At 66.0% G+C, this 16,252-nt stretch carries 14 protein-coding genes; 7 read left to right on the plus strand and 7 right to left on the minus strand.

From position 1 onward, the window contains the following. Positions 1 to 18: 18 nt before the first annotated feature. Complete coding sequence (gene lpdA / locus FJ887_RS07255; RefSeq protein WP_137826129.1) at positions 19 to 1,407, minus strand: dihydrolipoyl dehydrogenase; 1,389 nt, start codon at positions 1,405 to 1,407, stop codon at positions 19 to 21. Between the two features lie 178 nt (positions 1,408 to 1,585). Continuing rightward, the gene (locus FJ887_RS07260; protein ID WP_140955031.1) at positions 1,586 to 3,073 is read right to left on the minus strand and encodes a leucyl aminopeptidase; all 1,488 of its coding nucleotides are present in this window, start codon (positions 3,071 to 3,073) and stop codon (positions 1,586 to 1,588) included. Positions 3,074 to 3,180: 107 nt separating this feature from the next. On the opposite strand from FJ887_RS07260, the gene FJ887_RS07265 reads away from it, so the two are divergent. Then, on the plus strand, positions 3,181 to 4,287 hold the full coding sequence (locus FJ887_RS07265; RefSeq protein WP_140955030.1) for a quinone-dependent dihydroorotate dehydrogenase: 1,107 nt from the start codon (positions 3,181 to 3,183) through the stop codon (positions 4,285 to 4,287). Here the strand turns inward: FJ887_RS07265 and FJ887_RS07270 are convergent. Continuing rightward, entirely contained in the window at positions 4,262 to 4,867 is a 606-nt protein-coding gene (locus FJ887_RS07270) for a DUF3043 domain-containing protein (protein ID WP_137826132.1), read from the minus strand. The two genes, FJ887_RS07265 and FJ887_RS07270, sit on opposite strands and share 26 nt — an antisense overlap. Before the next feature lie 23 nt (positions 4,868 to 4,890). Here FJ887_RS07270 and FJ887_RS07275 point away from each other — a divergent pair, with 23 nt between their 5' ends. The 6 genes from FJ887_RS07275 to FJ887_RS07300 all read left to right on the plus strand — a co-directional run bounded on the left by FJ887_RS07275 (position 4,891) and on the right by FJ887_RS07300 (position 10,561). Then, entirely contained in the window at positions 4,891 to 6,309 is a 1,419-nt protein-coding gene (locus FJ887_RS07275; RefSeq protein ID WP_140955029.1) for a M20/M25/M40 family metallo-hydrolase, read from the plus strand. A gap of 92 nt (positions 6,310 to 6,401) precedes the next feature. After that, positions 6,402 to 6,755 (plus strand): HesB/IscA family protein, encoded by a 354-nt coding sequence (locus FJ887_RS07280; protein WP_140955028.1) that lies wholly within the window; start codon positions 6,402 to 6,404, stop codon positions 6,753 to 6,755. Positions 6,756 to 6,797: 42 nt separating this feature from the next. After that, the gene (locus FJ887_RS07285) at positions 6,798 to 7,487 is read left to right on the plus strand and encodes a leucyl/phenylalanyl-tRNA--protein transferase (RefSeq protein ID WP_140955027.1); all 690 of its coding nucleotides are present in this window, start codon (positions 6,798 to 6,800) and stop codon (positions 7,485 to 7,487) included. A gap of 109 nt (positions 7,488 to 7,596) precedes the next feature. Continuing rightward, on the plus strand, positions 7,597 to 8,469 hold the full coding sequence (gene ctaC / locus FJ887_RS07290) for an aa3-type cytochrome oxidase subunit II (protein ID WP_140955026.1): 873 nt from the start codon (positions 7,597 to 7,599) through the stop codon (positions 8,467 to 8,469). Continuing rightward, complete coding sequence (gene ctaD / locus FJ887_RS07295; protein WP_140955025.1) at positions 8,466 to 10,163, plus strand: aa3-type cytochrome oxidase subunit I; 1,698 nt, start codon at positions 8,466 to 8,468, stop codon at positions 10,161 to 10,163. Before ctaC ends, ctaD begins: the two co-directional genes overlap by 4 nt. Further along, positions 10,160 to 10,561 carry a cytochrome c oxidase subunit 4 gene (locus FJ887_RS07300; protein WP_137826138.1) on the plus strand — a complete coding sequence of 134 codons (402 nt, stop codon included), beginning with the start codon at positions 10,160 to 10,162 and terminating at the stop codon, positions 10,559 to 10,561. Before ctaD ends, FJ887_RS07300 begins: the two co-directional genes overlap by 4 nt. A gap of 1,301 nt (positions 10,562 to 11,862) precedes the next feature. Here the strand turns inward: FJ887_RS07300 and qcrB are convergent. Genes qcrB through ctaE form a run of 4 tightly spaced genes read right to left on the minus strand, consistent with a single transcriptional unit; the run spans position 11,863 to position 16,060 of the window. After that, on the minus strand, positions 11,863 to 13,488 hold the full coding sequence (qcrB, locus tag FJ887_RS07305; RefSeq protein ID WP_140955024.1) for a cytochrome bc1 complex cytochrome b subunit: 1,626 nt from the start codon (positions 13,486 to 13,488) through the stop codon (positions 11,863 to 11,865). Next, positions 13,485 to 14,528 (minus strand): cytochrome bc1 complex Rieske iron-sulfur subunit, encoded by a 1,044-nt coding sequence (gene qcrA, locus FJ887_RS07310; protein ID WP_137826140.1) that lies wholly within the window; start codon positions 14,526 to 14,528, stop codon positions 13,485 to 13,487. The genes qcrB and qcrA overlap by 4 nt, the downstream gene beginning before the upstream one ends. 52 nt (positions 14,529 to 14,580) lie before the next feature. Further along, entirely contained in the window at positions 14,581 to 15,366 is a 786-nt protein-coding gene (gene qcrC, locus FJ887_RS07315) for a cytochrome bc1 complex diheme cytochrome c subunit (RefSeq protein WP_137826141.1), read from the minus strand. A gap of 55 nt (positions 15,367 to 15,421) precedes the next feature. Beyond that, complete coding sequence (gene ctaE, locus FJ887_RS07320) at positions 15,422 to 16,060, minus strand: aa3-type cytochrome oxidase subunit III (protein WP_486005686.1); 639 nt, start codon at positions 16,058 to 16,060, stop codon at positions 15,422 to 15,424. Positions 16,061 to 16,252: the final 192 nt, after the last annotated feature.

A 16,252-nucleotide genomic window follows, 5' to 3' on the forward strand; every position in this document is an offset into this window, starting at 1 on the left:
CTTTCGTCTCCTCGGATCTTATGAGTGGAAGTGCAGGGGCTTGCCGGCGGCGGCCAGGTGTGCCTCGCCGATCGCCTCATTCTGCGTCGGGTGCGCATGGATGAGCTGTGCGACTTCCTCAGGGAAAGCCTCCCAGTTGACGATGAGCTGCGCTTCGCCCGCCTGCTCACTGAGACGCGCGCCGATGCCGTGGATGCCGACGACCGGGCCGTCCTTCTCCCGGATGACCTTGATGAAGCCGGTCGTGTTGAGGATGACCGACTTGCCGTTGCCGCCGAGGTTGTACTCGAGCGTCTCGACGTTGTCCGCACCGTACTTCTCCTCGGCCTGCTTCGCCGAGAGTCCGACGGAGAAGATCTCCGGTTCGCAGTACGTCACACGCGGGATGCCGCTCTCGACGATCGGTGCCGGGTTGAGGCCGGCGATCTCCTCGGCGACGAAGATGCCCTGGCCGAACCCGCGGTGGGCGAGCTGGAGGCCGGGGACGATGTCGCCGATCGCGTAGATGTTGCCGACTCCGGTGTGGAGGCGCTCGTTCGCGAGGACGAAGCCGCGATCCATCGGGATGCCCTGCTCCTCGAAGCCGAGTCCCTCGGTCACGGGACCGCGTCCGACGGCGACGAGGAGGTACTCGGCCTCGAGCGTCGTGCCGTCCTCGAGCGTCACCTTGACGCCGTCGGCGGTCTCCTCGACGCCCTTGAACATGACGCCGAGCTTGAAGTTGATCTTGCGCTTCTTGAACGCGCGCTCGAGCGCCTTCGAGATCGACTCGTCCTCGTTGGCCACGAGGTGGGGCAGACCCTCGACTATCGTGACGTCGGCACCGTAGGAGTTCCACACGCTCGCGAACTCGACGCCGATGACGCCGCCGCCGAGGACGATGACCGACTTCGGCACGGTCGCCAGCTGCAGGGCCTCGGTCGAGGTGATGACCCGGTCGGTGACGTCGAGGCCGATGGTCTTCGACGTCGAACCGGTGGCGAGGATGATGTTCTTGCCCTTGAGGGTGTAGTGCTCATCGTCGCCGGTGACCTCGACGGTGTCCTCGCCGACGAGCTTGCCCTTGCCGATGTAGGTGTCGATGCCGCGGGCCTTGACGAGACCCTGGAGACCCTTGTAGTTGCGGTTGATGACGTTGTTCTTGTAGTCGAGCACCTTGTCGATGTCGATGCCCTTGAACTCCGCCTGCACGCCGAACGTCTCCGAGTCCTTCGCGGCATCGGCGATCTCCGCCGTGTGGAGGAGGGCCTTCGTCGGCACGCAGCCGCGGTGCAGGCACGTCCCGCCAACCTTGTCCTGTTCGATGAGGGCGACCTTCATATCGAGTTCTGCGGCGCGCAGAGCAGCGGCATAGCCGCCGGGTCCGCCGCCGAGGACGACAAGGTCATAGGTCAATGCGTCACTCACGGATTACTCCTCGTAGCTGTGGTCAAGCCTGCCAAGGGCAGCTTTCCCTCTTATCTTTCCACTTTTCTCGCCAGGGGCGAAAGCAAACGGTGTCTGTTGCGCCACAGGTGGGGAGCATCACTCCCGCCGTGTCCCGGACGCAGAGTTCGGCGCCCGGGACACGGCGCGGCGATGCTGGTCAGTCGGCGTCGCGGGCGATCTCGACGAGCGTGCGCACGGCGGCTCCGGTCGCCGCGGCCGGGGTGTAGCCGAAGGCCGAGCCGGTGTTGAAGCTCGGACCGGCGATGTCGATGTGCGCCCATTCGGCGTCATCGGCGACGAATTCCTGGAGGAACGCGGCGGCGGCGAGCATGCCGCCGGCCCGCGGGCCGGAGTTCTTGAGATCGGCGGCGGTCGAATCGAATCCGGAGAGCAGCTCTTCGGGGATCGGCATCGGCCAGACGTCCTCACCGGCCACGGCGGCCCGCTCAGCCACCGTCGTGCGGGCCGCGGGCGTGCCCATGACTCCGGAGGTGCGGTTGCCGAGGGCGACGATCTGCGCGCCGGTCAGGGTGGCGACGTCGATGAGGAGGTCGGGGTCCTCCGCCCCGGCGTCGGTGAGCGCGTCGGCGAGGACGAGGCGACCCTCGGCGTCGGTGTTCGTCACCTCGACGGTCTTGCCGCTGCGCATGGTGAGCACGTCCGAGGGACGCTGCGCCGAGGAGCCGGGCATGTTCTCCGCCAGCGGCAGCCAGGCGGTGGCGCGGACGGGCAGTCCGAGGTCGGCGATCGCGAAGACCGCCTCGACGACCGCTGCGGCTCCGGCCATATCGGACTTCATGTCCTCCATGCTCGCGGCAGGCTTGAGGGAGAGACCGCCGGAGTCGAAGGTGATGCCCTTGCCGACGAAGCTGATGTGACGGCGGGCCTTCTTCGGGCTGTACTCGACCTTGACGAGGCGCGGTCCCCGGGTCGACCCCTGACCGACGCCGATGAGGCCGCCGTAGCCGCCGGCGGCGAGTTCCTTCTCACCGAGGACGGTGACCTTGACCTTGCGGGACTTCGCTTGGTCCTTGACGAGCTGGGCGAAGGACTCCGGGTAGAGGTCGAGCGGGGGCGTGTTGACGAGATCGCGGGCGGCGTTCGTCGCCGCGGCGATGATCGTGCCGGCCTCGTGAGCCGCTGCGTACGTCTTGCCCTTCGGGCCGAGCACCGTGACGGGGCCGGGCACGCGGTCATCGTCGCCCGAGCGGTAGGTCGTGAAGCGGTAGGCGCCCAGGGCGGCGCCGACGGTGACGGCTTCGACGGCGGCGGGGGAGTCGACGGGCAGTGCCACGGCGATCGAGGAGGCGCCCGAGAGTGCGCGCAGTGCGGCACCGGCGGCCCGGCGCAGGACTTCGTTCGCGGCCGCGGCATCGTCGCCGGCGCTCGTGGCATCGAGGTCGCCGAGACCGACGAGGAGGATGCTCTCGGCGGTCACGCCCTTGGGTGCGGGGATGCGCGCGGTGGCCCCGGCCTTCCCGGTGAATTCGATGGCCCGGGCCGCGTCGTCGACGGCCGTGCGCACCGTCTTCGCGGAGTCGAGGCCGTGGACCGAACCGTCGGCCACGCCGAGGACGAGGACGGCTGCACTCACCTTCGTGGGGGTCGTCGAAGCGTAGCTGCTGGGGGTGGTGGCACCGGGCATGGAATCCCTTTCTTCGTCGTTGAGCGTTGTCTCGATCCTAGTCGCAAAACCCGCCGAGGTCGTGTTCGGAGCACAGCGGGCACCGGGCACTGCCCTATTGTTGAGGCGTGTACCGACTCATCTTCTCTCTCGTCTTCCGACCGATGGACGCCGAGCGCGCGCACCATCTCTCCTTCTCCGCCCTCCGGATCCTCGACCGGATCCCACTGCTCGGCCGGCTGCTGCGCCTCGTCTTCGCCCGGGGCACCAGCGCTCCGGTGAACGTCCTCGGCCTCACCTTCCCCAACCGGGTGGGCCTGGCCGCCGGCTTCGACAAGAACGGCGTCGGCATCCGCGCGCTGTCGGCCCTCGGCTTCGGACACATCGAGGTGGGCACGATCACCGCGCACGCCCAGCCGGGCAATGACCGGCCGCGGCTCTTCCGACTGCTGCGCAACCGCGCGCTGCTCAACCGGATGGGGTTCAACAACGACGGCGCCCGGCAGGCGTCGTTCAACATCACCGCCCAGCGTCGCGCGCTCAACGCACTGCCCGCCCGGCAGCGTCCGATCATCGGAGTCAACATCGGCAAGACGAAGGTCGTGCCCGCCGCTGACGCGGTCGCCGACTACGTCGCCTCGACCCGGGAGCTCGCCCCGCTCGCCGACTACCTCGTCATCAACGTCAGCTCCCCGAACACCCCCGGTCTGCGCGACCTCCAGTCGGTGGCGAGTCTCGAACCGATCATCACCGCTGTCAGGGACGCCGCCGCCGAGGTGGTCGCGGCACCCCGGTCGACCCTCGGTCACGTCCCGCTGCTCGTCAAGATCGCCCCGGACCTCTCCGACGAGGATGTCGTCGACATCTGCGACCTCGCGGTGCGCACCGGCGCCGACGGCCTCATCGTGACGAACACGACGATCGATCGCGCTGTGCTCACCGGCCCCGAGGCCGAGTTCGCCCGGTCCCAGGCCGGCGGCATCTCCGGGCGCCCCCTGGCTCCGCGCTCCCTCGAGGTGCTCCGGCTCGTGGCCGCCACCGTGAGCGGGGAGCTGACGATCATCTCCGTCGGCGGCATCGGCGACGGAAACGACGTCGGCGCCCGCGTGGCAGCGGGCGCCGATCTCGTTCAGGTCTATTCGGAGATGATCTACTCGGGCCCGTTCTGGCCCGGCCGGATCATCCGCTCCGGCGGGCGGACCCGCCTGCTCACTCGGGGTACTGGCGACGCTTGACCTGCGGCTTGGGCATGCGCAGCGGCCGCAGCTGGACGCTGCGCATGACCGCGTAGAACGGCAGGCCGCGCTCGACCGTGCCGAACTTCGCCCGCAGGCGTCCCTTGAGGATGTAGTTGAGGATGAAGCCGTCGAGGATGACGAGCGCGAGCAGACCCCACACCGCGTACGTGAAGTACTGCTGGATCGCCACGGGCTGGGTGAAGGCGACGACGAGGATGAGGATCGCGGCGGGGATGAAGAGCTCCCCGATCGAGAAGCGGGCGTCGACGAAATCGCGGACGTAGCGGCGCTGCGGGCCCCGGTCACGGCGGGTGAGGTACTTCTCCTCACCGTTCATCATGCCGATGCGCGCACGGTCGCGCTCTTTGCGCTGCTGCTCCTTGGCCCGCTGGTTCGCCACCTTGCGATCCTTCGAGACCAGCGGCTGGCGCCGCATCGATTCCTGCTGGCTGCGTTTGGGGGTGGGACGTCCCTTCTTCGCTTCCGCATCACGAGGGCTGGCCTCGCCTGCGGTGAGGTCGTCGTCTGGCGTCGTGGAGGAGTCGTTGTCCTCGTGAGTCTTTTTGCTTCCGAACACCCTTTCAATACTACCGTTGGACCATGACCGAATCGACTTCCGCGCTTGACGGCGCCTCCCTGCACACCCGCGTCGACGAGATCTTCGACGACGTCCTCGACTCCCTCGCCGATCTCGTGGCGATCCCGTCCGTGGCCTGGCCGAGCTTCGATCCCGCCGCGGTCACGGCCAGCGCCGAGGCGGTCGCCGCCCTCGCCCGCGACCTCGGCCTCGACGTCGAGATCCTCACCGCCGACACCGCGGACGGCACACCCGGCTATCCCGCCGTCGTCGCCTCGGCGCCGGGGCCTGCGGGGGCACCCACGGTGCTCCTCTACGCCCATCACGACGTCCAGCCGCCCGGCCGCGACGAGGCCTGGGACACCGAGCCGTTCGTCGCGACGCGGAAGGGGGACCGTCTCTTCGGTCGCGGCGCCGCCGACGACAAGGCCGGGATCATGGTCCACCTCACGGCTCTGCGGCTGCTCGCCGACCGCCTCGGCGTCGGGGTGCGCCTCTTCATCGAAGGGGAGGAGGAGGCGGGCAGCCCGAGCTTCCGGAACTTCCTCGAGCGCTACCGCGACAAACTCGCCGCCGACGTCATCGTCGTCGCCGACTCGAGCAACTGGGCTGCCGGCACCCCGGCCCTGACGACGAGCCTGCGCGGGATGTGCGCCCTCGAATTCGAGGTCTCCACGCTCGATCACGCCGTGCATTCGGGCATGTACGGGGGAGTGGTGCCCGATGCGATGCTCGCGATGACGAAGGTGCTCGCGAGCCTCCACGACGACGACGGCGCGGTCGCGGTGGCCGGACTCGCCGCGGTGCCCGAATCCCCGATCGACTACGCCGAGGCCACGGTCCGCGAGGACTCCGGTGTCCTGCCTGGCACTGAGCTCATCGGCACCGGGAGCCTGGCCTCCCGGATGTGGACGCAGCCGTCGATCACCGTCATCGGCCTCGACATCCCCGACGTCGACGTCTCCTCGAACACCCTGCAGCCGAGCCTGCGGGCGAAGCTGTCCATCCGACTCGCCCCCGGGGACACCCCTGAGAGCGCGATCGCGGCGGTGACGAAGCACCTCGAGGACAATCTTCCCTTCGGCGCGACCCTGAGCATCGGGGCGACCGAGGGCGGCAGCCCTTGGCAGGCCGACCTCGACGATCCCGCTGTCCGGGTCGCCCGGGCCGCTCTCACCGAGGCGTGGGGGACCGAATCGGTGACGATGGGCATCGGCGGATCGATCCCCTTCATCGCCGACCTCCTCGAGGTCTTCCCGCAGGCCTCGATCCTCGTCACCGGGGTCGAAGATCCCGACGCCCGAGCGCACAGCGCCAACGAATCCCTGTATCTGCCCGACTTCAAGGCTGCGATCGTCGCCGAGGCGCTTCTCCTCGACGCCCTCGGACGTCAGGGTCGTCGCGCCGGCGACGCCGCGCCGGGCACGTCAGCGCAGGCGTGAGCGCCGAGGATTTCGGCGCGCGGGGAATAGGTCCCGGATGATCCGCGTTGAACGCGGTGTAGCCTGGGCCCAGGAACAATGAAGGAGTACCAATGACAGCGACGAACGAAGCCACTGCCACGCACGAGGTCGAACTCTCGACGACCGCGGCGGACAAGGTGCGCAGCCTCCTCCAGCAGGAGGGCCGTGACGATCTGCGCCTGCGCGTGGCCGTCCAGCCCGGCGGCTGCTCAGGTCTGATTTACCAGCTCTACTTCGACGAGCGTCACCTCGACGGGGATGCCGTGCGCGACTTCGACGGCGTCGAGGTCATCGTCGACCGGATGAGCGTGCCCTACCTCAACGGCTCGACCATCGACTTCTCCGACACCATCGAGAAGCAGGGCTTCACGATCGACAACCCGAATGCGGGCGGATCGTGCGCCTGCGGCGACTCGTTCCACTGAGCGGAACCGCTGACCCGGCAGCCGCACAGCAGCACTGACGAAATGGACCTGGAGGATCTGCGCGCCGTCACGACGACGGCCACAGATCACCAGGTTCTTTCCGCATATCGGGCCGGACTCTTCCCGATGGGCATCGGCCGCGGCGGCACCGGTCGCATGGGGTGGTGGGGCCCGCGCCGTCGCGGCGTCCTCCTGCCCGGTGACCTCAAGGTGAGCAAGAGCCTGCGCAAATCGCTGCGCGGCTTCGAGTTCACCGTCGACGAGTCCTTCGGCGAGGTCATCCGCGCGTGCGCAGAACCGAGCCGTCCCGGCGGCTGGATCACCGCGGAGATCATCAGCCTCTACGAAGGCCTCTTCGCCGACGGCTGGGCGCATTCGATCGAGGTGCGCCGAGACGGGCGCCTCGTCGGCGGACTCTACGGCGTCGCCATCGGGTCCCTCTTCGCCGGCGAATCGATGTTCCACCGCGACCGCGATGCCTCGAAGGCCGCCCTCGTCCACCTCGTCGCCCTCCTCGACGGCGAGCCGGAACCGGATGCGGCGCGGTCGCCCTCCGGCCCCCGAACCGACCCCGCCACCTCGGACGATGATCCCGACTGGCTCATCGACACACAGTGGCAGACACCACATCTGGCCACCCTCGGCGTGTCGGAGATCAGCGGTCTCGACTACGCCGCGCGCCTAGAATCCGCGCTCCGCGGCAATCGTGCTCAGCGAATTCTCAACAAATGAACATCTGCATGTGAATTTCTACCGTGTGTAGCGGTAGTCTGTTAGATGACAAAGTACGTACTCGTCTTTCGGCCTGCCGAACGGCGAAGATGGTTGTGAAAGGCTGCACGTGGATTCTCCGAATCAGCCAGGACCGCGCCGGTCCTGGGCGAAGCGGCTCGGCATTCTGGGCGCCGTGGTTCTGCCGGTGTTGCTCTCGGGATGTACGAAAGAGCAGATTGCCAACGGTTTCTTCCCCCTTGAGTCGAAGGGCGCGACCAACCACACCGAGGCCTACACCTCGCTGTGGAACGGAGCGTGGATCGCTTCGATGATCGTGGGACTCATCGTCTGGGGTCTGATCCTGTGGGCCATCGTCGCCTACCGTCGCCGCAAGAACGATCGCGGCCTGCCGGTGCAGATGCGCTACAGCATGCCCATCGAGATCCTCTTCACGGTGACCCCCGTCATCCTCGTCCTCGGATTCTTCTTCCAGAACGTCCAGGTCATGGCGAAGACGACCGACGACCGGACCCCGGGCACGCAGGTCATCGAAGTGGCCGCCAAGCAGTGGGCGTGGGACTTCAACTACGTCAACCAGGACGTCTACTACGCCGGCACGCAGGTGCCGCTGGACGGCACCGCTGAACCGGGCGAGAACGCCCCCACTCTCTACCTCCCCGTCAACACCGACCTGGAGATCAAGCTCCACTCGCGTGACGTCATCCACTCCTTCTGGGTCCCCGCCTTCCTCGAGAAGCGCGACATGATCCCCGGCAACGACCAGAGCCTGTATCTGCGTGCCGAGAAGGAAGGCGACTTCGTCGGCAAGTGTGCCGAACTCTGCGGTGAATACCACTCCGAGATGCTCTTCAACGTCAAGGTCGTCTCGCAGGCGGAGTTCGACGAGTACACGCAGTCTCTGGCTGATCAGGGCAACACCGGTCAGCTCGGGCCTGAGTACGATCGCAACTGGTACCCGAAAGAAGGTGCTCAAGAATGACCGCGACAGCTGAGAAACCGGCTCTCGACGCTCCGGTCGTACCCCGGAGCAAGGGCAAGATCATCGTCGACTGGATCACGTCGACGGATCACAAGACCATCGGGTACATGTACCTGATCGGCTCGTTCTTCTTCTTCTGCGTCGGCGGCGTGATGGCTCTGATCATCCGCCTCGAGCTCTTCGAGCCCGGCATGCAGATCGTCGAGACGAAGGAACAGTACAACCAGCTGTTCACGATGCACGGCACGCTCATGCTGCTGATGTTCGCGACACCGCTGTTCGCCGGCTTCGCCAACGTCATCATGCCGTTGCAGATCGGCGCTCCCGACGTCGCGTTCCCCCGACTCAACGCCTTCGCGTTCTGGCTCTACCTCTTCGGCAGCCTCATCGCCCTCTCCGGCTTCCTCACCCCGCAGGGTGCGGCAGCATTCGGCTGGACGGCGTATGCGCCATTGAGCAATACGACATTCACACCAGGCGCGGGCGGCAATCTCTGGGTCCTCGGCCTCGCGCTGCAGGGCTTCGGCACGATCCTCGGTTCGGTCAACTTCATCACCACGATCATCACGATGCGCGCTCCGGGCATGACGATGTTCCGCATGCCGATCTTCAGCTGGAACGTCCTCATCACCGGCATCCTCGTGCTCATGGCCTTCCAGCCGCTGGCCGCGGCCCTGCTCGTGCTCGCCTCCGACCGCATACTCGGGTCCCATGTGTTCAGTCCGGGCAACGGCGGACCCATACTCTGGCAGCACCTGTTCTGGTTCTTCGGACATCCAGAGGTCTACGTCATCGCTCTGCCGTTCTTCGGCATCATCACGGAGATCATCCCTGTCTTCAGCCGCAAGCCCGTCTTCGGCTACAAGGAGCTCGTGTTCGCGACGATCTCGATCGCGGCCCTGTCCGTGACCGTGTGGGCGCACCACATGTACGTCACCGGCGTGGTGGCGTTGCCGTTCTTCGCCTTCATGACGATGCTCATCGCGATTCCCACAGGTGTGAAGTTCTTCAACTGGATCGGCACGATGTGGAGAGGCTCGATCACGTTCGAGACGCCCATGGTCTGGGCGATCGGCTTCCTCGTGACCTTCCTCTTCGGCGGTCTCACGGGTGTCATCCTCGCCAGCCCGGCGCTCGACCAGTCGGTCTCGGACTCGTACTTCGTCGTCGCGCACTTCCACTACGTCGTCTTCGGCACGGTCGTGTTCGGGATGTTCGCCGGATTCTACTTCTGGTGGCCCAAGTGGACGGGCCGGATGCTCAACGAGAAACTCGGCCACATCCACTTCTGGATCCTCTTCATCGGCTTCCACAGCACGTTCCTCGTCCAGCACTGGCTCGGCGTCGACGGCATGCCCCGTCGCTACGCGGACTACCTGCCGCAGGACGGCTTCACGTGGATGAACCAGGTGTCGACGGTCGGCGCGATGCTGCTCGGTCTCTCGATGGTTCCGTTCTTCTGGAACGTGTGGATCACGGCGCGCAATGCGCCGAAGGTCACCGTCGACGATCCGTGGGGCTACGGCGGTTCGCTCGAATGGGCGACCTCGTGCCCGCCCCCGCGCCACAACTTCACGTCGCTGCCTCGCATCCGTTCGGAGCGCCCGGCATTCGACGTCAACCATCCTGAGCTTCTCGAATACGCCGGACACGGCCACGCAGAACCTCAGCTCACCGGAGGTGCTGCCAAGTGAAGGCTTCGATCAATCTCTTCGTCCTCTGCGGCATCTTCTTCATGATCATGGCCGTCATCTACGGCTTCGTCACCCATTTCGACGAGATGGTGGGCTTCCCGGCCCTCCTCCTCGTGGGCGTCATGTCGATCATGATCGGCGTCTACCTGTGGCTGACCGACCGTCGCGTCGGCCGTCAGCCCCAGGACACCGAGACCGCCGAGATCTCGGATGCGGATGCCGACTACGGCTTCTTCAGCCCGTGGAGCTGGTGGCCGATCGTCTGCGCCGCTGCCGGTGCCGTCTCCTTCTACGGCATCGCCATGGGCTGGTGGATCTTCCCGTTCGGTGCCGTGCTCGGCATCATCGCGCTCGTCGGCATCTCCTACGAACACGATCGCGGCGGATTCGCCCACTGATCACCGCATGAGCGGCCCGCATCGCTGATGCTCGGCTCAGTCGCGGAGGCCCGGACTCGTGAGAGTCCGGGCCTCCGCGCATTCACCCCGCTGTCGCTGTGGTGGGGGCGGGCGCCGGCGTGCCTGTTGAATCCGGCGGCGCGCGGGACATCAGCAGGCCATCCAGTGCCGGCCTGGGCATCAGCCGGCCGTCCAATGGCGGCCTGGCATCAGCCGAAGCCCCCTTGCACCCCCTGGAGCGCGTTGTCCGCGCTCAACGCGCCTCATACCACCAACGGCACCTGCAGCTGCTGACAACGCGGCCTGAGCGTCTTCTCCAATCCGTCCCAGGGCGGTGAAGCGCAGTGGTCGATGCAAGGCCGCCTGCGGGGTCGTCGATCCCGTCGTCGTCCGAGGCGCGATGGCGCGGTGTTCGGGGGCGCGGTCACCACCTCGTCGACTGCCCTGCCCTCGCGCCGCTGAGTTCGCACGGATCCGTCCCCGTCGTGACGGTCGACCGCCTCGACGACCGTGCGACCGCACGCGCACCATTCGCTGACTGCACTGAGGACCGTACGACCGCACGCGCACCGTGGGACCACCTCGAGGACCGTGGGACCGCACGCGCACCCATCGCTGACTGAGCACCCTTCTTTGGAGCGATCGAAAACGCGTCAGTGGAGCACGCGCTGCAGCGATCTGGGCCGCGGGACGGTGACCAGCGGACACAGAGGCCCCCGAACGATTGCACCGTGGAAAGCGACGCCCTCAGCAATACCGCCGAGTGGGACCCAGACCACCGGTTCCCTCGCGTAGAGAGTCCATCGCGACCAGGGGAGTGAGCGCGCCGGCACCGTGGCCTCGTGGCTGGTCACCCGCGGGGAGCGTCACCCCGAGGGATCGCGACGGTCGCACTCCGCGCCGAAACCGCGCCGCTCGTTCAACACTTCGCGCGTTCATCGCCGCTGCGGCGACTCACCGACCGCTCATTCAACACTTGGCGTGAATAAGTCGCCTTTGGGGACCACATTTTCACGCGAACTGTTGATTGAGCGGCCACCCGGCTGTTCGGCAGGCTGAACTTCATCGTGAAGGTTCGCGCAGGACAGGGGAGATCAACGCGGGGAGAGCGCGGACACCGTCGATGAGCCGACCGCCAGGTGCGCCCCTCAGGAGGACGTTCTCGCGGCTGTTCAGCTGGGGGAGCGGGACAGTGGGCGGGTACGCGAGAGGGCCCAGCACATGATGTGCTGGGCCCTCTCGAGTGCGACCGGAGTCAGCGGGTCAGGATCCGGTGCTCGCCGGAACCCGAACCGTGGCGATCAGTGGCTGATCGACTTCTGATCCGCGCCTTCGACCGCTCCGTGGTCGTGGTGCGAGGCCTCGAGTTCGGTCTTCGTCACCGGTGCCACACGGTCTTCGAAGAAGAACTTCGACAGGCGGGCGCGGAACTTCTCGAGCTTGGTCACCTTGCCTTCGGCGTTCGGCTGCGGCGGGATGTAGTGCGGCGATTCGAACGCGGTGAGCTTCCACAGCTTGTTCGGCGGGAGCGCCTCGTGACGCTCGAGGAACTCGCCGTGGGGGAGGCGGATGATGTTCGCCGTCTCCCGACCGTGCAGAGCGACTTCACGGTCCTTGCGCTGCAGTGCGAGGCACATGCGCTTGGTCACGATGTAGCCGATGACCGGGCCGATGAAGAAGAGCGTGCGGAAGATGTAGATCATGTCGTTGAGCGACATGTGGAAGAACACGGCGATGATGTCACCCGACGCAGCAGCCCACATGTTGCAGTAGAAGATGATGCCTGCGACACCGATCGCGGTGCGTGTGGGGTTGTTGCGCGGACGGTCGAGGATGTGATGCTCACGGTTGTCCTTGAGCAGCCAGGCCTCGAAGAACGGGTAGACGAACATCGCTGCGAACACGCCGCCCATGACGAGCACGGCGCTGTTGATGTTGAACGAGATCGGCCAGCCGGCGATGTAGAACTCGAACCAGCCCGGCACGATGCGGAGGAAGCCGTCGGCCCAGCCGATGTACCAGTCCGGCTGCGTGCCGGCGGAGACGGGGGAGGGGTCGTACGGTCCGTAGTTCCAGATCGGGTTGATCGTGAACAGTGCCGAGATGACGGAGATGAGACCGAAGATGAGGAAGAAGAATCCTCCGCCCTTCGCGGCGAACGTCGGGAGGACGGGTTCGCCGACGACGTTCTTCTCGGTGTGTCCGGCGCCGGGCCACTGCGTGTGCTTGTGGACGACGACGAAGATGAGGTGGATGCCGATGAGCGCGATGAGCAGCGCCGGGACGATCATGATGTGCAGCGAGTACAGTCGCGACACGATGTCGACACCCGGGAACTCGCCGCCGAAGAGGAAGAACGAGATGTAGGTGCCGACGAGCGGCAGCGACTTGAGGATGCCGTCGATGATGCGCAGACCGTTGCCCGAGAGCAGGTCGTCCGGCAGCGAGTAGCCGGTGAAGCCGGCAGCCATCGCGAGGATGAGGAGGAAGACGCCGACGACCCAGTTGAGCTCGCGCGGCTTGCGGAAGGCACCCGTGAAGAAGACGCGCAGCATGTGAAGGCTGAGTGCTGCGACGAAGAGCAGCGCGCCCCAGTGGTGCATCTGGCGGATGAAGAGTCCGCCGCGGATCTCAAAGGAGATCGCGAGCGTCGAGTCATAGGCCTCGGAGATCTGGACACCGCGCAGCGGCACCCAGGGTCCCTCGTAGTGGAGCTCGCCCATGGCGGGCTGGAAGAAGAACGTGAGGAACGTGCCCGAGAGCACGACGATGACGAAGCTGTAGAGGGCGACCTCGCCGAGCATGAAGGACCAGTGCGACGGGAAGATCTTGCGCCCGAACTCGCGGACGAGGACAGAGGCCCCGACGCGCTGTTCGGTGAAGTTCGTCAGCTTCCCGACGGTTGTTGTGGGCTGTGCAGTACTCATGGGTGATTGATCTCCCAGAACGTAGGTCCGACAGGCTCAGGGAAGTCCGACTGCGCGACCAGGTAGCCTTCGCTGTCGACCCGGATGGGCAACTGTGGCAGCGGGCGCTTCGCCGGGCCGAAGATGACCTTGCAGTGCTCGGTCACGTCGAACGTCGACTGGTGGCACGGGCAGAGCAGATGGTGGGTCTGGTGCTCGTAGAGGGCCACCGGGCAGCCGACATGGGTGCAGATCTTCGAGTACGCGACGATGCCGTCGTGCGACCAGTCGGCGCGTGCCGGATCCTCTTTGAGTTCCTTGGGGTCGATGCGCATGAGGAGAACAGCGGCCTTCGCCTTCTCATCGAGCGCATGACCGGCGTTGGACTCGTCGCCGATGCCGGAGGGCAGAACGTGGTAAGCGGAGCCGATCGTGACGTCTTCGGCCTTGATTGGGCGCTCCGAATCGGGGCTGGGAATGCCGCCCGGATCGCGGATGAGCCGCACGCCCTCGCCCCACAGGGTCTTGAACAGGGCGTCGCCGGGCAGCGGCCCGAGGTCGCGGAAGACGAGGATCGCCGGGAGGGGAGCAATCGCCAGTGCTGCGATGAGCGTGTTGCGCAGGAGGGGACGACGGGCGATGCCCGATTCCTCCTTGGCCTGGTGGAGGATCTCGAGCGCGATCGCCTGATCCTCTTCGCTGCCGCTGATGTCGTGGCGCTCGTCGATGCCCTCGTGATCGCTCATGAGGTTCTTCGCCCACAGCACCGCGCCGGCACCGAGGGAGAACATCGCGACGGCGGCACCGAGGCCGACCATCATGTTGGCGATGCGGATGCTCTGCATCTCCTCACCCAGGGGGAAGAGGAAGTACGCGACGATGAACCAGATCGTGCCGACCATCGACAGCATGAACCAGAAGGCGACCTGGCGCTCCGCGACCTTCTGGGCGCGGGGGTCGGAGTCGGACAGACGCGGCTTGTGCTCGGGCAGACCCGGGTTGGTGAACCCGTTCAACTCCTCGAGCTGGCTGCCGCCGCCGGAGTGCTCTTTCGAGGTCATCGAATAATTCCCCGTCTAATCTCGTAATGGAAGGTGGTCAACAACGCTGCGCTCATTTCGCTCTCGAGGACAGCCAGACGGTCAGACCGATGACTGCTGCGAGTCCGAAGAACCAGATGAAGAGGCCCTCGGCCACTGGTCCGAGCGAACCGAGCTTGAAGCCGCCGGGGGACGGGTTCTCCGAGACTTCGCGGACATAGGAGATGATGTCGCGCTTGTCTTCGGGGGTGAGGTTCGCGTCGTTGAAGATGGGCATGTTCTGCGGTCCGGTCTGCATCGCCTCGTAGAGGTGCTTGGGCGAGACATCCTGGAGGTTCGGGGCGTACTTGCCCCGGGTCAGCGCGCCGCCGGCGCCGACGACGTTGTGGCACATCGCGCAGTTGGTCCGGAAGAGGCCGCCGCCGACAGCGGGATCGCCCTTCTCGGGATCGATGTACTGAGCTTCGGGGATCGCCGGTCCCGGTCCCAGAGAAGCGACATACGCTGCCAGCTGCTCGGTCTGCTTCTCGTTGAACTGGGGTTCCTTGGCGGGGGCCTGCGGGCCGTTGGCCTGCAGGGGCATGCGACCGGTGCCGACCTGGAAGTCGACGGCCGCGGCGCCGACGCCGATGAGGCCGGGGCCGGCCTTGGTGCCCTCGGCGTTGAGGCCGTGGCAGGTTGCGCAGTTCGCGGCGAAGAGTTTCTGGCCCTCTTCGATGTCAGAGGCGCTGGCGGTCTGGGCCTTGGCGCTCGAGGTCTGAGTGAAGAGAGCATACGCTCCGCCGGTCAGCAGCAGGCCCACGAGGAGCAGCACGACGAGTGCCATCGGGTGCCTGCGGCGATCTGCTAAAAGCTTCACGGGAAAGTCCTTTGCTTGAAGTTTCTGATGTCCGGGTGACCGTGTCGGCGGTGGACTACTGGAGGAGGTAGATGACGCCGAAGAGGCCGATCCAGACGACATCGACGAAGTGCCAGTAATAGGACACGCAGATCGCGAATGTGGCTTCGTGGTGGCCGAACTTCTTCGCTCCGTAGGCGCGTCCGATGACGAGCAGGAAGCAGATGAGTCCGATGGTGACGTGGAGGCCGTGGAAGCCGGTGGTCAGGTAGAAGACCGAACCGTATCCGTCGGTGTCGATCGACAGACCCTCGCGCACGAGCTCCGCGTACTCCATGACCTGACCCGAGACGAAGACCGCGCCGAGGAGGAACGTGAGGTAGAACCACTCGATCATGCCCCACTTGGCGATGTTGAACAGCCCTCCGGTCCGGCGGGGCCGGAACCGCTCAGCCGCGAACACGCCCATCTGACAGGTGAAGGACGACGACACCAGGATGATGGTGTTGCCGAGCGCGAACGGGACGTTCAGCAGCTCGGTCTGCGTCTCCCACAGACCCGGGACGACGGATCGGATGGTGAAGTACATGGCGAAGAGCGCGGCAAAGAACATCAGGTCGCTCGCGAGGAACACGATGAAGCCCACCGTGGTCACATTCGGGCGATTGACTACCGGATGCGCTGGCGCTGTCTGGGATGCAGTGGCAGTTGACACCCCACCATTATTACCCGTCTCGGGGTGAGTTTTCACCTTTTACCCAGGTTTCGGAGGAGAAATTTCTACACGGTGTAGCGAAATCCCCGGATTGGTGCCCCAATCTCGTGATTCTGTGATCTCCACCCCGCGTGTCGAAGACGCGATAGGATGCCGCAGGTAAGGTCCGCCTCCTGTTGGGAGGCGGTGCAC

The sequence above is a fragment of the Brevibacterium sp. XM4083 genome, assembly GCF_006489205.2.
GTDB lineage: Bacteria > Actinomycetota > Actinomycetes > Actinomycetales > Brevibacteriaceae > Brevibacterium.